Origin of the sequence: Pseudomonas sp. Fl4BN1, from assembly GCF_009908285.1 — a bacterium.
GTDB lineage: Bacteria > Pseudomonadota > Gammaproteobacteria > Pseudomonadales > Pseudomonadaceae > Aquipseudomonas.
Window position 1 is genome coordinate 21,117 of the sequence record NZ_JAAARM010000012.1, and the last position, 14,162, is coordinate 35,278.

Annotated in this window: 12 protein-coding genes; 6 read left to right on the forward strand and 6 right to left on the reverse strand. The window is 61.2% G+C overall.

Translation table 11 applies throughout. The features are described 5' to 3' along the window. Window positions 1-39 precede the first annotated feature (39 nt). The 6 genes from rraA to GV818_RS15320 all read left to right on the forward strand — a co-directional run bounded on the left by rraA (window position 40) and on the right by GV818_RS15320 (window position 4,453). A complete protein-coding gene (rraA, locus tag GV818_RS15295) occupies window positions 40-531 on the forward strand; it encodes a ribonuclease E activity regulator RraA (RefSeq protein WP_161753295.1) in 492 nt (163 codons plus the stop codon). 25 nt (window positions 532-556) lie between these two features. After that, a complete protein-coding gene (locus tag GV818_RS15300; RefSeq protein ID WP_161776929.1) occupies window positions 557-1,552 on the forward strand; it encodes a zinc transporter ZntB in 996 nt (331 codons plus the stop codon). Between the two features lie 63 nt (window positions 1,553-1,615). Next, the gene (locus tag GV818_RS15305) at window positions 1,616-1,861 is read left to right on the forward strand and encodes a CrfX protein (protein WP_161753291.1); all 246 of its coding nucleotides are present in this window, start codon (window positions 1,616-1,618) and stop codon (window positions 1,859-1,861) included. A gap of 2 nt (window positions 1,862-1,863) precedes the next feature. After that, on the forward strand, window positions 1,864-2,688 hold the full coding sequence (locus tag GV818_RS15310) for a mechanosensitive ion channel family protein (RefSeq protein WP_008048604.1): 825 nt from the start codon (window positions 1,864-1,866) through the stop codon (window positions 2,686-2,688). Window positions 2,689-2,777: 89 nt separating this feature from the next. Further along, on the forward strand, window positions 2,778-3,368 hold the full coding sequence (gene sigX / locus GV818_RS15315; RefSeq protein ID WP_161753289.1) for an RNA polymerase sigma factor SigX: 591 nt from the start codon (window positions 2,778-2,780) through the stop codon (window positions 3,366-3,368). A 107-nt stretch (window positions 3,369-3,475) separates the two neighbouring features. Beyond that, on the forward strand, window positions 3,476-4,453 hold the full coding sequence (locus GV818_RS15320) for an OmpA family protein (protein WP_161753287.1): 978 nt from the start codon (window positions 3,476-3,478) through the stop codon (window positions 4,451-4,453). 78 nt (window positions 4,454-4,531) lie between these two features. Here GV818_RS15320 and cobA read toward each other — a convergent pair whose 3' ends face one another. From cobA to GV818_RS15350, 6 genes are all read right to left on the reverse strand, one after another. After that, on the reverse strand, window positions 4,532-5,272 hold the full coding sequence (gene cobA, locus GV818_RS15325) for a uroporphyrinogen-III C-methyltransferase (RefSeq protein WP_161776930.1): 741 nt from the start codon (window positions 5,270-5,272) through the stop codon (window positions 4,532-4,534). Between the two features lie 9 nt (window positions 5,273-5,281). Continuing rightward, on the reverse strand, window positions 5,282-7,999 hold the full coding sequence (locus GV818_RS15330) for a nitrate reductase (protein WP_161776931.1): 2,718 nt from the start codon (window positions 7,997-7,999) through the stop codon (window positions 5,282-5,284). After that, window positions 7,999-8,316 (reverse strand): nitrite reductase small subunit NirD, encoded by a 318-nt coding sequence (gene nirD / locus GV818_RS15335; protein WP_161753281.1) that lies wholly within the window; start codon window positions 8,314-8,316, stop codon window positions 7,999-8,001. The genes GV818_RS15330 and nirD overlap by 1 nt, the downstream gene beginning before the upstream one ends. After that, a complete protein-coding gene (nirB, locus tag GV818_RS15340; RefSeq protein WP_161776932.1) occupies window positions 8,313-10,766 on the reverse strand; it encodes a nitrite reductase large subunit NirB in 2,454 nt (817 codons plus the stop codon). The genes nirD and nirB overlap by 4 nt, the downstream gene beginning before the upstream one ends. A 328-nt stretch (window positions 10,767-11,094) precedes the next feature. After that, window positions 11,095-12,765, reverse strand: coding sequence for a bifunctional protein-serine/threonine kinase/phosphatase (locus GV818_RS15345; RefSeq protein ID WP_161753277.1), 1,671 nt, complete (start codon window positions 12,763-12,765; stop codon window positions 11,095-11,097). A gap of 7 nt (window positions 12,766-12,772) precedes the next feature. Then, a complete protein-coding gene (locus GV818_RS15350) occupies window positions 12,773-13,984 on the reverse strand; it encodes a nitrate/nitrite transporter (protein ID WP_161776933.1) in 1,212 nt (403 codons plus the stop codon). Window positions 13,985-14,162: the final 178 nt, after the last annotated feature.

Sequence of the window (14,162 nt, forward strand, 5' to 3'; positions counted from 1 at the left end):
CACCCTCTATCGTGTTCTTTCTGTTACAGGAGTTTCTCGATGAACCATTACCTCACTCCCGACCTGTGCGACGCCTACCCGGACCTGGTGCAGGTGGTTGAGCCCATGTTCAGCAATTTCGGTGGTCGCGATTCCTTTGGCGGTGAAATCGTCACCATCAAGTGCTTCGAAGACAACTCGCTGGTCAAGGAGCAGGTGGAACTCAAGGGACACGGCAAGGTGTTGGTGGTCGATGGGGGCGGTTCCCTGCGTCGCGCGTTGTTGGGCGACATGCTGGCCGAGAAGGCCGCGAAAAACGGCTGGGAAGGTCTGCTGATCTATGGTTGCATCCGCGACGTGGATGTCATTGCACAGACCGATCTGGGGGTTCAGGCCCTGGCCAGTCATCCGATGAAGACCGACAAGCGCGGCATCGGCGACCTCAACGTGGCGGTCACCTTTGCCGGTGTGACTTTCCGTCCGGGCGAGTATGTCTATGCCGATAACAATGGCGTGATCGTTTCGCCAAGCCTGCTGAAAATGCCTGAATAAACAATCGGCCTGACAAGGGATGAGGATGTTCGAGGAAGAAAACGCGCAATGGGGGCTGGTGCATGCCCTGGTACTGGATGGTGAAGGCGGTGCGCGTTCAATTGCCCGGACTGAGCTCGACGATCTGCAACTGCAGGCCCACGAGAGCCTGTGGCTGCATTGGGATCGCAGTCATCCGCAAACCCAGACCTGGCTGCGCCGTTCCAGCGGCCTGAGCGAGTTCAGCTGTGATCTGCTGCTGGAGGAGAATACCCGGCCGCGCCTGTTGGCGCTGCCGGACGCGGAACTGTTGCTGTTTTTGCGGGGCATCAACCTAAATCCGGGGGCTGAACCAGAAGACATGGTCTCGGTGCGCATTTTTGCTTCCGCCCAGCGTGTGATCTCTCTGCGTTTGCGCCCCTTGCGGGCCACCGATGAACTGCTTATGCAGTTGGCAGAAGGCAAGGGACCGAAAACTGCCGCCGAACTCCTCCTTTATATGGCCGAGTACCTGACCCACAAAGTGCAAAATCTGGTCAGCGACCTCTCTGAAGTGGTCGATGACGAAGAGGAAAAGCTGGATGCCGACGAACGGTATACCCCCGAGCACGGCAGCATTTTGCAGATCCGTCGACGGGCTGCTGGACTGAAGCGTTTTCTGGCGCCGCAGCGGGATATTTTCGCGCAACTGAGCCGGATAAAACTGCCTTGGTTTGCGGCCGATGATGGTGATTACTGGAACGAGTTGCACAACAGCCTGACCCGTTACCTGGAAGAGCTGGAATTGACTCGAGAGCGCGTGGGGCTTGTGCTCGAGGCCGAAGACCGGCGTTTGAGCGTACGCATGAATCGCACCATGTACCGCTTCGGAATCATTACCGGGATCTTCCTGCCCATGAGTTTTCTCACCGGGCTTTTGGGGATCAATGTCGGCGGTATTCCGTTCTCCGCCAGCCCCTATGGATTCGTTGGTGCCTGCCTGCTATTGGTGGCGGTGGCTCTGGGACAATGGTGGTTGTTTCGACGTTTGCGCTGGGTGTGATGAGGCTTCATGTGACCCGAATAAATCTGATCGCGTCTTTTTCAGACATCACCAGAGGTGCGTATGCACGATCCGTTTGAACAGTCTTTGCGTGACATGCTCAAAGCCTCGCCATCGAGCCGCGATGACGATGCCTGCCTGGGTCGCGTATTGAAAACCGCCAACCGTCAGGTGGGTGCGGGGGATCTATTCAGTCTGCTGGGCCGTTGGCTGCCGGCACTGATGATTGCCCTGAATAACGGATCGGCTCATATCGCGCCGGTTTCCCGTCGTAAATCTACTGCTCGCACTGCTGATAAGGCTGATTGAATATGGAACTTGATCTCTGGACGCAGAGCCTCGTCACGGCAATGACTGCCTTGTGGACCAAAGTGGCGAACTTCATTCCGAACCTGTTCGGCGCGTTGGTGGTGCTGTTGCTGGGTTTCGTGGTAGCCAAACTGCTGGATACCCTGCTGTCGAAATTGCTGGCCAAGCTGGGCCTGGATCGCCTGATGGGTGGCACCGGCTTGACCAAGTTGCTGTCGCGTGCCGGCCTGCAAGTACCGATCTCGACCTTGATCGGCAAGATTGTCTATTGGTTTGTACTGCTGATTTTCCTGGTTTCTGCTGCTGAATCCCTTGGTCTTGAGCGAGTTTCGGCTACGCTCGACATGCTCGCGTTGTATTTGCCGAAGGTTTTTGGTGCTGCGCTGGTGTTGTTGGTGGGCGTTTTGCTGGCGCAATTGGCCAACGGGCTGGTGCGCGGAGCGGCAGAAGGTGTGGGCCTGGATTACGCCAGTGGCCTGGGGCGGATTGCTCAGGGACTGGTGATCATCATCAGTATTTCCGTGGCGATCAGCCAGTTGGAGGTCAAAACCGACCTGCTCAACCATGTGATCGTCATTGTTTTGATTACCGTTGGTCTGGCCGTTGCATTGGCCATGGGTTTGGGAAGCCGGGAAATTGCCGGACAGATTCTTGCGGGAATCTATGTGCGTGAGTTGTATCAGGTTGGGCAACAAGTACGTGTTGGTGAGGTCGAAGGCCAGATCGAAGAGATCGGCACGGTTAAAACTACATTGCTGACCGATGAGGGTGAGCTAGTCTCTCTCTCCAATCGGATCCTGCTGGAGCAGCATGTAAGTAGCCGCTAACCCGGCAAACCCTGCTAATGTATGCCGCCGCGAAAATACCCCTCACCGGGCAGCGGCGGACATTGACCTGACTGTCGGCACGACTCGTTTTGAATAAAACCCAATCGTTATCCATGCGCTATGACCCCCGTGAGCTCTCTGATGAGGAGTTGGTTGCGCGCTCACATACGGAGCTGTTTCACGTAACCCGCGCCTATGAAGAGTTGATGCGGCGCTATCAGAGGACCCTATTTAATGTTTGTGCACGTTATCTGGGGAACGATCGGGATGCGGATGATGTCTGTCAGGAAGTGATGTTGAAGGTGTTGTATGGCCTTAAGAACTTTGAGGGTAAATCGAAGTTCAAGACATGGCTATATAGCATCACGTACAACGAATGCATCACGCAGTATCGCAAGGAGCGGCGCAAGCGTCGGTTGATGGACGCTTTAAGTCTTGACCCCCTCGAGGAGGCTTCTGAAGAGAAGATGCCGAAACCTGAGGAGAAGGGCGGACTTGACCGCTGGTTGGTGTATGTGAACCCGATTGACCGGGAAATTCTGGTGCTACGATTTGTCGCAGAGCTGGAATTTCAGGAAATTGCGGACATCATGCACATGGGATTGAGTGCTACAAAGATGCGGTACAAACGTGCTCTTGATAAATTGCGTGAGAAATTTGCAGGTATTGCTGAAACTTAGTTCGGCGCAAATATCTCTTACGTCTAGGTGAGTTCTGATAGACTTACCGCCGAGTTGTCCCCCGGTATGTGGGACTGCTTTACAATCACCAGATGGGGATTTAACGGATGAAACTGAAAAACACCTTGGGCATTGCCATTGGTTCTATTGTTGCCGTGACTTCGTTCGGCGTTCTGGCGCAAGGCCAAGGCGCGGTCGAGGGTGAACTGTTTTACAAAAAACAGTACAACGACAGCGTTAAGCACGTTGAAGACGGCTTCAACCCTGGCGCATCGATCGGTTACTTCCTGACCGACGACCTGTCGTTGAACGCCACCTACGACACTACCAACCACACCCGTTCTAACGACGGTACTGGTAACCAGAAAATCAAGGGCGACAACTTCGGCCTGAACGCTCAGTACCACTTTGGTACTGTGGGTGACGCTCTGCGTCCATACGTTTCTGGCGGTGTTGCTCACAAGAGCATGACCAACGTTGTGGCCGACGGCCACAGCGGTCGCGACCAGTCGACTTTCCTGACTGCAGGCGCCGGTGTTAAGTACTACTTCACCGACAACCTGTTCGCCCGTGCTGGCGTTGAAGCTGACTACAAGCTGGACAACGGCAAGTGGGACTACGCTCCTACTATCGGTCTGGGTGTGAACTTCGGTGGCAGCGGCGGCAAAGTTGCTCCAGCCCCAGTAGCACCAGCACCTGCTCCAGAACCAGCTCCAGAAGCTCCGGTTGCTGAAGTTGTTCGTGTTGAGCTGGACGTGAAGTTCGACTTCGACAAGTCGGTCGTCAAGCCTAACAGCTACGCTGACATCAAGAACCTCGCTGACTTCATGAAGCAGTACCCACAGACCACCACCGTTGTTGAAGGTCACACTGACTCCGTCGGTCCTGACGCTTACAACCAGAAACTGTCTGAGCGTCGTGCAAACGCCGTTAAACAAGTTCTGGTCAACCAGTACGGCGTTGGCGCTAACCGCGTTCAATCCGTTGGTTACGGTGAGTCCCGCCCAGTTGCCGACAACGCAACTGAAGCTGGTCGCGCTATCAACCGTCGCGTAGAAGCCTCGGTAGAAGCTCAAGCTAAGTAATTAGCTTTGTAGCTTGGAAAAACCCGGCCTAGGCCGGGTTTTTCTTTGTCTGCAGTTTGCTCTGCCGATCAGCGCGGCTCAGGCCTGCAACATGCATGCTTGGCCGGCAGAGGCGCTTGCCGCGACTGCACCAATCACCAGGATCGCTGGGCTCTTGAGTTCGAAGCGCTGGGCATCCTGCTCCATTCGCATCAGATTGCTGCGACATTCCCGTTGTTCAGGCAGTGAGGCATTTTCAATCATCGCCACTGCTGTATCGGCTGCCAGCCCGCCGCTTAGCAACTGTTCGCTGATCTCCGCCAGCTTCGCCACGCCCATGTAGATCACTAGGGTTGTGCCGCTTTGGGCTAAGGCCTGCCAATTCAGGCGGCTGTCGTCTTGAGTGTGGGCAGTCACCAGGGTCACGCCTCGCGCTACGCCGCGCAGGGTCAAGGGAATATCGCATCGAGTAGCGCCGGCCAGGCCTGCAGTGATGCCGTTGACCAATTCCACCTCGATTCCATGCTCTTTGAGCCATTGGGCCTCTTCTCCGCCACGTCCGAAAATGCACGGATCACCGCCCTTCAGACGCACTACGCAGCGGCCCTGGCGCGCATAGCGCAGCATCAGGCGATGGATGAAGGCCTGAGGCGTGGAGCGACAGCCGCCACGCTTGCCCACCGGAATGATCCGCGCGTTGGGGCAATGCACCAGTACCGCGTTGTTCACCAGATCGTCGATCAGCACCACGTCGGCTTCGCCGAGGGCGCGTACAGCCTTCAGCGTCAGCAGTTCCGGATCTCCGGGACCCGCGCCTACCAGCCAGACTTTTGCACTCATGGGGTTTCCTCACACAGGGACGGCGACAGGGTGCACCGGAGTCGCCAGCAGGCGCTTGATCTCCGGCACGCAGGAGCCACATTGGCTGCCGCAACCCAATTGTTGTTTCAGTTGATCGAGGTCCAACCCCGCGGCGATACCGGCACAGACCGCGCGGTAGCTGACGTTCTTGCAGTTGCACAGTGTGCGCTCCCGTGCTCCGCCCAAGCCGCTGGCCTCGGGGGGCGTGCTCATTGGGGCCAGTAACCAGCGCCGCAGTTGTTCATCGGCGCGCCCCTCGAGCCACAGCTGCTGCAACCAGTGCTGGGCCAGGGTTTCCCCTGCCAGGCGGATGGCGGTGATTCGGCCCTGTTCGATACGTACCCGCTTGCCGATGGCCCGGCGTGGGTCGTCGTAGGCCAGCACCGGCCCAACGACGAGCCCCAGCTGCCGGTCGATGGCCTGGAGTAACAGTGCTTGTGGCGCCTCTTGATGGGCCGCACGGATCACCAGTGCCGGGCGCTCGCGACCGACCAGGCTGAGGCTGGCATAGGCAAAGGACTCGCACAGTGGGCGCAGGACACTGAAGTGAGCCTGTACATCGCCTTCGATCAGTGCGAACAGCTGCCAGGGCAGATGCACCGGCTCCAAGCGCACGCCGCTGTGCTTGAGCTCTGGTTGCTTTGACAGTGGGTCAAAGGCTGGTTGGGTAACGGCGTTGACGCCACCCTTGAGAAAGCGATCCCCCCAGTGCATCGGCAGAAAAGCCTGTCCGGGTCGCACGCTATCATCACTGGCCACCGCGACAATTACGCTGCCACGACGACTCTTCAGGTTCACCAGGGCACCGTCGCGCAGACGTTGGCGTCGCAGTTCGTCCGGGTGCAGGCTCAGCAGCGCTTCGCTGACATGACCGAACAACTGCGCGGCGGTGCCGGTGCGGCTCATGCCATGCCATTGATCTCGCAGCCGGCCGGTGATCAGGGTCAGGGGAAAACGTGCATCCCGTTGTTCCTTGGCCGCTACGTAGGGGTCGCTGACGAAACGCGCACGACCATTGGCGGTAGGGAAGCGACCATCTTCATACAAACGTGGAGTGCCTTGTGTGGCCCCTTCTGGGAAGGGCCATTGCTGTGGGCCGAGGCGGTCGATCAGTTCATGACTGAGACCGGACAGGTCAAGGTCCCGACCTCGGGTCAATCCCTTGTACTCATCGAACAACTGAGCGGCATTGTCGAAGGCAAACAGGCTGGGCCGACCGGGCCGCAGGCGACGTTCCAGGCGTTGGGCGAAATCCACCGTAATCGCCCAATCCGCGCGTGCCTCGCCGGGTGCGATTACTGCCTGGCGTACGTGGGAAACCCGTCGCTCCGAGTTGGTCACCGAGCCTTCCTTTTCGCCCCAGCTGGCCGCGGGCAGCAGCAGATCGGCAAACTCGACCGTTTCAGTGGTGGCGAAGGCTTCCTGCAGGACAACAAAAGGGCAGTTCTGCAGGGCCGCACGTATACGATTCTGGTCGGGTAGCGATTGCGCCGGGTTGGTGCAGGCGATCCACAGCGCCTTGATACGGCCATTGTGCAACTGATCAAACAACTCGATGGCCGTCAGCCCGGAGCTCTCGGGGAGCTGGTCCACGCCCCAGTAGGCGGCAACTTCAGCGCGATGCTGAGGGTCGGTGGCTTCGCGGTGCCCGGGTAGCAGGTTGCTGAGGCTGCCGGTTTCGCGCCCGCCCATGGCATTGGGCTGACCAGTGAGAGAGAAGGGGCCGGCACCGGGACGGCCAATCTGCCCAGTGGCCAGGTGCAGGTTGATCAGCGCGCTGTTTTTCGCGCTACCGGCACTGGACTGATTCAGCCCCATGCACCACAGGGACAGAAAGCTCGCTGTGGTGCCGATCCAATGGGCGCATTGCTGCAACTGTTCGACGCTGATACCGCAGAGTTGCGCCACCATCGGTGGGGTGTAGTCGCGGACCAGTGCCTTGAGCTCGGCCAGGCCCTCGGTATGGGCCAGGATGAAGTCGCGGTCGATCCAGTCTTCCCACAGCAACAGGTGGAGAATTCCATGAAACAGGGCGACATCGGTGCCGGGCAGAATGGCCAGGTGCAGGTCAGCCAGATCGCAGGTATCGGTACGGCGCGGGTCGATGACGATGACTTTCATCTGCGGGCGCAGGCTTTTCGCCTGCTCCAGGCGGCGAAACAGCACCGGATGGGCATAAGCCATATTGCTGCCGACGATCATCACGCAATCGCTCTGCTCCAAGTCCTCGTAGCTGCAGGGCGGCGCATCGGCCCCCAGGCTGCGCTTGTAGCCGACCACTGCCGAGGACATGCACAGCCTGGAATTGCTGTCGATGTTGTGGGTGCCCACCAAGGCCCGGGCCAGCTTGTTGAAGGCGTAGTAGTCCTCGGTCAGCAACTGCCCGGAAATGTAGAACGCCACGCTGTCGGCGCCGTGTTCGGCGATGGTCTCGGCAAATACCCCGGCGGCATGTTCCAGGGCGCTGTCCCAGTCACAACGATCACGGGCCAGGGCCTTGCCCAGGCGTAGCTCCGGGTACAAGGCCCGGGCAGCGGGGTCGCCGGTCAAGTGCAGGCTGGCGCCCTTGCTGCACAGCTTGCCGAAGTTGGCTGGGTGCGCAGGATCGCCACTCACTCCGAAGATCTGCCGGCCGTCATGCTCGATCAGCACGCCGCAGCCGACCCCGCAATAGCAACAGGTCGAGGCGGTGCTCTGGCGCTTCATCACCCGGCATCCCGCAGGGCCAGTTGCACCCTGCCAGCTTCCACCCGCGCGCAATGGTGATGGGCGCAGCCAGTGTCTGGCGCCTGGGCCGCGCCGGACTCCAGGTCGATCTGCCAGTTGTGCAGCGGGCAGGCCACCCGCTTGCCGTAGACCAGCCCCTGGGACAGCGGACCGCCCTTGTGCGGGCAGCGATCGTCGAGGGCAAAGACCTGATCGTCACTCGTGCGAAAAATCGCGATATCGCCCTTGGGGCCCTTGATGATGCGCGAGCCCAGGGTGTTGATTTCTTCCAGGGCGCAGATATCCAGCCAGTTCATGCCGACACCTCCAGTTGTTTCACGACAATGGGCTCGTACTCTTTTTTCAGCTGCGGTTGGGTCAGTCGCTCCTGCCACGGGTCCTGCTCGAAGGACAGGGAGAATTGCAGGCGCTCGTTCAGCGACTTGCGCCGTTGCGGGTCCTCCAGCACGGCCTTTTTTACGTGCTCCATGCCGACCCGCTGCAGGTAATGCACTGTGCGTTCGAGGTAGAAGGCTTCTTCGCGGTACAGCTGGAGAAAGGCGCCGTTGTACTCGCGGACTTCGTCGGCGGTCTTGAGCTTGACGAAGAACTCCGCGACTTCGGTCTTGATCCCGCCGTTGCCGCCGATGTACATCTCCCAGCCGGAATCGACGCCGATGATGCCCACGTCCTTGATTCCTGCTTCCGAGCAATTGCGCGGGCAGCCGGAGACCGCCAGCTTGACCTTGTGCGGCGACCACATGTTGAACAGGTCATGTTCCAGCTCGATGCCCAGTTGGGTGGAGTTCTGCGTGCCAAAGCGGCAGAACTCACTGCCGACGCAGGTCTTCACGGTGCGAATGGATTTGCCGTAGGCGTGGCCGGAGGGCATGTCCAGGTCCTTCCAGACCCCGGGCAGGTCTTCCTTGCGTATTCCCAGCAGGTCGATGCGCTGGCCGCCGGTGACCTTGACCATGGGCACCTGGTACTTGTCGGCGACATCGGCGATGCGCCGCAGCTCGGACGGGTTGGTCACGCCGCCCCACATCCGTGGGACTACCGAGTAGGTGCCGTCCTTCTGGATATTGGCGTGGGCCCGTTCATTGATCAGCCGCGACTGTGGATCGTCCTTGGCCTCACCCGGCCAGGTGGAAATCAGGTAGTAGTTCAGCGCCGGGCGGCAGGTGGCGCAGCCGTTGGCGGTGCGCCAGTTGAGGTAGCTCATGGTGCCGGCAATGGTCAGCAGGCGCTGCTCTCGAATCGCCTGGCGGATCTGCCCGTGGGTCAAGTCGCTGCAACCGCAGATGGCTTTTTCGCTTTTCGGTTTGACGTCCGCCGCGCCGCCCACGGTGTTGATCAGGATCTGTTCCACCAGGCCGGCACAGGAGCCGCAGGAGCTGGCGGCCTTGGTGTGTTTCTTGACCTCGTCGACACTGAACAGCCCCTGTTCCTGGATGGCCTTGACGATGGTGCCCTTGCACACACCGTTGCAGCCACAGACTTCGGCGGTGTCGGCCATGCTCATGGCTTTGTCCTGGCCCTGGTGGCCGACATCGCCCAAAGCGTTCTCGCCGAACATCAGGTGGTCGCGAATCTCGCCGATAGTCTGTTGCTCGCGGATCTGCCGGAAGTACCAGCCGCCGTCTGCGGTATCGCCGTACAGGCAGGCGCCGACCAGTACGTCGTCCTTGATCACCAACTTCTTGTAGACCCCGCCAATGGGGTCGGCGAGGGTGATGGTTTCGGTGCCATCGCCGCCCATGAAATCCCCGGCGGAAAACAGGTCGATGCCGGTGACCTTCAATTTGGTGGACGTTACCGAGCCTTGGTAGCGGGCGAAACCCAACTGGGCCAGGTGGTTGGCGCAGACCTTGGCTTGTTCGAACAACGGTGCCACCAGGCCGTAGGCGATGCCGCGGTGGCTGGCGCACTCGCCAATGGCGTAGATGCGCGGGTCGTAGGTCTGCAGGGTGTCGTTGACCAGGATCCCGCGATTGCAGGGCAGGCCGGCCCGCTCTGCCAGTTCAGTGTTGGGACGGATGCCGGCGGCCATCACCACCAGGTCGGCGGGGATGATCTCGCCGTTCTTGAACTGTACCGAACCGACCCGGCCATTGCCGGCATCGAGCAAGGCCTGGGTCTGTTCGCACAGGCGAAACTTCAGGCCGCGGTTTTCCAGGGCGTTTTGCAGCAACTGGCCGCTGGTCTGGTCCAGTTGTCGTTCCAGCAGCCATTCGCCGATATGCACCACGGTCACGTCCATGCCCCGCAGCTTGAGACCGTTGGCAGCTTCCAGGCCCAGCAGCCCACCGCCAATCACCACCGCATGCTGGTGGATTTTCGCGGTATCGATCATCGCCTGGGTATCGGCAATATCGCGATAGCCGATCACCCCCTGCAACTGGTTGCCGGGGATCGGCAGGATAAAGGGCGTTGAGCCGGTGGCGATCAGCAGCCGATCGTACTCGGCCTCGCTGCCGTCCTCGGCGATCACCCGGCGCCGGCTCCGGTCGATGTGCAGCACCTTGCGGTTGAGCAGCAGCTTGATGTCGTGGTCCAGGTACCAGTCCAGGTCGTTGAGGACGATTTCCTCGAAGGTCTGTTCACCGGCCAGCACTGGCGATAGCAGGATACGGTTGTAGTTGGGGTGGGGCTCGGCGCCGAAGATCGTGATCTCGTACAGCTCGTCGCTCAGCTTGAGCAGCTCTTCCAGGGTGCGTACCCCGGCCATGCCGTTGCCGATCATCACCAGTTTGAGTTTTTTCATGGGCTGCTCCGGGAGCACAGGCAGAGGGGGTGAGGCCTGGCTCGACAAAATGCGCGCAAACAAAAAAGGCGTCCCGTCAGTGGCCTGACGAGGACGCCTTTGTCCGATCCCGTTCTCTCGGGAAGCCCGTCTTCGTCGTTGAAGGCCGGGCTTTATGTCTGTTGCGTGGAGTAATGCAGTGCCTGTGCCAAGTTGCCGAAGGCCCGGTTTTAAAGGGGCTGGCGCAAGTTTTGCCCTTGTCGATGGTGATGACTGCACCGAATCAAGGCAGCACGCTCTCTTTCGGCGCTGCGTAGGCGCAGACGAAGTCGGCAGTGCTGGTGTGGCGTCACTGGTGCAGCAATAGCAACAACAGCACCAGGTTGAGCAACAGTGCGGCAAGGGCCACCCCGCGCCATACCTTTAACGGCTCGCGCTCCAGCAGGGGCAGTGGGCGCAGGCTCAAGCTGCGCCGCTCGCCTTGTTCCAGTACCAGCAGCCATTCCTCGGCGGTTTCATAGCGCTGCGCCGGGTTGGCGCTGACCCCGCGTTCCAGGCATTGCTCCAGCCATTCCGGCAGGTCCGGGCGGTAGCGGCCGGGGCTCACCGGTAGGCCGAAGCGTGGTCGCTGGAAGGCTTCGATCTCGCCGTGGGGATAGTGCCCGCTCAGCAGGTAATACAGGCAGACGCCCACGGCATACAGGTCTTGCTGAGGGCTGGGAGGTTCGCCGCTGAAGGCCTCGGGGGCGATGAAACTCGGGGTGCCGGGCAGCAGATGCGCGGGATCTGCCGACAGCCCAGGGCAGTAGGCCAGGCCAAAATCCAGCACTCGCAGTTCGCCATCGTCCCCCAATAGCAGGTTCTCCGGCTTGATATCCCGGTGCAGGATTTGTCGTCGATGCAGCAGGCCGACGGCCCGCAGCAGGTGTTCGGCGAGGGTCTGCCATTGGGCCAGGGGCAGCGGCCCGTTCTGGTGAAACAGCTGCGCCAGGGTCAGGCCGGGGTATTCGCGCATCAGGTAATACAAGTGCTGGCGCGAGGTGCCGCCGTGCACCTGGGGAAAGTGCCGCCCGGCGACCCGGCGCAGCAGCCATTCCTCGGACAGCAGCGCCTGGCAGGCTGGTAGGTCGTCGTGCAAGACCGCGGGCAGGGTTTTCAGCAGCCAGGCCTGTTGTTGCTCGTCACGCACGCGATACAGCAGCGATTGCTGACTGTGGCTGATCAACGCCTCGATCTGCCAGCCCTCGAAGCGCTGCCCGGGCTTCAGGGGCGGTGGCAGGGGCCATCGCTGCAGGTGCAGCAGGGCATCGCCAATGCTGCTTTCTCCCAGTGCGTCGACCCGGACCAGCAGGGCGCTGGCGTTGTCCTGGCTGCCGGCCAGGTGCGCCGCACTGACCAGGGTGTTGACCGCGCTGTCCAGGTCCAGCTGGTCCCGCAGGATGGCGGCAATCGCGGTGTCGCCCAGGGTGGCCCAGACCCCGTCGCTGAGCATCAGGAAGGATTCTCCCTGGCGCAGTTCACCATCGCGAAAATCCACTACCAGATGCTGATCCAGGCCCAGGGCGCGCTTGAGCACATGCTGCATGCCCGGTTGTTCCCAGACGTGGTCTTCGCTGATGCGTTGCAACTGCTGTTGATACCAGCGATAGACCCGGCAGTCGCCGACGTGGGCCAGGGTGAAGCGCCGTCCCCGCAGCACCAGGGCGCTGAGGGTGGTGAGCAGGGGCTGGCCGCCGCCGTTGGCCTGGAGCCAGCGGTTCTGGGCGATCAGCAGGCGTTCCAGGGCCTCGGCCACGGCCCAGGTTTCTGGCGTGGCGTAGTAGTCCAGGGCCAGGGCCTGCAAGCTCGAGCGCGCGGCCAGGCCACCATCGGCACACTGGCTGACGCCGTCGGCGATGGCGAACAGCAGGCCTTTGCTCGCCGCCAGGGCTGGCGCCGGCGTCACCCGGCGCAGGGCGTCCTGATTCTCCGGGCGAGGGCCGGTGGCGCTGGCCTGGGCGTGGCTCAGTTGCAGGCCCATGACGGTCTCAGACTCGCGCCGCAGTCACAGCGGCGGAACCCCAGGTGGTTCTCCAGCGACGTTTGACCCCATGCAGGCCGAACCAGGCCAGTACCCCGAGGCTGGCGAACAACCACAGTGCCAGTTGATAGCTGCCGGTACTTTGCTTGATTGCGCCCATGCCCGCTGCCAGGGCAAAACCGCCGATGCCGCCGGCCATGCCGATCAGTCCGGTCATGACCCCGATTTCCCGGCGGAAGCGTTGCGGCACCAGTTGGAACACCGCGCCGTTGCCCGCTCCCAGGCCAAGCATGGTGCAGACGAACAGCGCTAGGGCGGCATAGGAGTTGGGCAGGTTGAAACCCACGGCGGCGATGCAGACCACCGCGACGCTATACATCGCCAGCAAGGTGCGGATGCCGCCGAAACGGTCCGCCAGGGCGCCGCCCAAGGGGCGCATCAGACTGCCGCCGAAGACGCAGGCGGCGGTGTAATAGCCGGCGGTTACCGGGCTCAGGCCGTACTGGTCGTTGAAGTAGCCGGGCAGGGCGCTGGCCAGGCCGATGAAGCCACCGAAGGTGACGCTGTAGAAACACATGAACCACCAGCTGTCGCGGTCGCCAAGGGCCTTGAAGTAGTCGCTCATGGACTTGGCCCTGGGCCGTTCGGGCGCGTTTTTCGCCAGCCAGGCAAACAGCACCAGGGTCAGGATCAGCGGGATCAGGGCAAAGCCGAAGACGTTGCTCCAGCCGAAGGCCGCCGCCAGCATCGGGGCGATCAGCGCAGCGAACACGGTGCCGGAGTTGCCGGCGCCGGCGATACCCATGGCCTTGCCCTGGTGTTGCGGCGGATACCATTGCGATGCCAGGGGCAGGGCCACGGCGAAGGAGGCCCCGGCCATGCCGAGAAATACCCCCAGGAGCAGGGCCTGCTCATAGCTGTGGATGCCCATCTGCCAGGCGCCGAACAGGGCCACTAGCACAATCACCTGGCCGATCAGACCGGCGGTTTTGGGTGACAGGCGATCGGCCAGCAGGCCCATGATGAAGCGCAATACCGCGCCGGCGAGGATCGGCGTCGCCACCATCAGCCCGCGTTGCTGGGTGCTCAGGTGCAGGTCCGCGGCGATCTGCACCGCCAGGGGGCCCAGCAGGTACCAGACCATGAAACTCAGGTCGAAATACAGAAAGGCTGCGAACAGGGTCGGGGTATGGCCGGATTTCCAGAAGCTTGAATTCATCGCGCACCTCAGCTGATAAGAGTCGTTGGAGTCGTCATGAGCTTGCAGGTGGAGCGCCGCCCTGGCCGCGCCACCGGCCCCGTGCAGTGGGGCCAAAACGAAAAGACGTCGGCACCTGGCTCGCTGTGGGTGGGCAGGGTGCGCGACGTCTTTGTCGTAGGTGGGCAACCGCCGTTGG

What these genes read in the sequence shown, in the direction of transcription:
- nirB (WP_161776932.1), bottom strand. Translation starts at nt 10,766, where the DNA reads ATGAAAAAACTCAAACTGGTGATGATCGGCAACGGCATGGCCGGGGTA.
- nirD (WP_161753281.1), bottom strand. Translation starts at nt 8,316, where the DNA reads ATGAACTGGCTGGATATCTGCGCCCTGGAAGAAATCAACACCCTGGGC.
- GV818_RS15350 (WP_161776933.1), bottom strand. Translation starts at nt 13,984, where the DNA reads ATGAATTCAAGCTTCTGGAAATCCGGCCATACCCCGACCCTGTTCGCA.
- rraA (WP_161753295.1), top strand. Translation starts at nt 40, where the DNA reads ATGAACCATTACCTCACTCCCGACCTGTGCGACGCCTACCCGGACCTG.
- GV818_RS15330 (WP_161776931.1), bottom strand. Translation starts at nt 7,999, where the DNA reads ATGAAGCGCCAGAGCACCGCCTCGACCTGTTGCTATTGCGGGGTCGGC.
- GV818_RS15305 (WP_161753291.1), top strand. Translation starts at nt 1,616, where the DNA reads ATGCACGATCCGTTTGAACAGTCTTTGCGTGACATGCTCAAAGCCTCG.
- GV818_RS15300 (WP_161776929.1), top strand. Translation starts at nt 557, where the DNA reads ATGTTCGAGGAAGAAAACGCGCAATGGGGGCTGGTGCATGCCCTGGTA.
- GV818_RS15345 (WP_161753277.1), bottom strand. Translation starts at nt 12,765, where the DNA reads ATGGGCCTGCAACTGAGCCACGCCCAGGCCAGCGCCACCGGCCCTCGC.
- cobA (WP_161776930.1), bottom strand. Translation starts at nt 5,272, where the DNA reads ATGAGTGCAAAAGTCTGGCTGGTAGGCGCGGGTCCCGGAGATCCGGAA.
- GV818_RS15310 (WP_008048604.1), top strand. Translation starts at nt 1,864, where the DNA reads ATGGAACTTGATCTCTGGACGCAGAGCCTCGTCACGGCAATGACTGCC.
- GV818_RS15320 (WP_161753287.1), top strand. Translation starts at nt 3,476, where the DNA reads ATGAAACTGAAAAACACCTTGGGCATTGCCATTGGTTCTATTGTTGCC.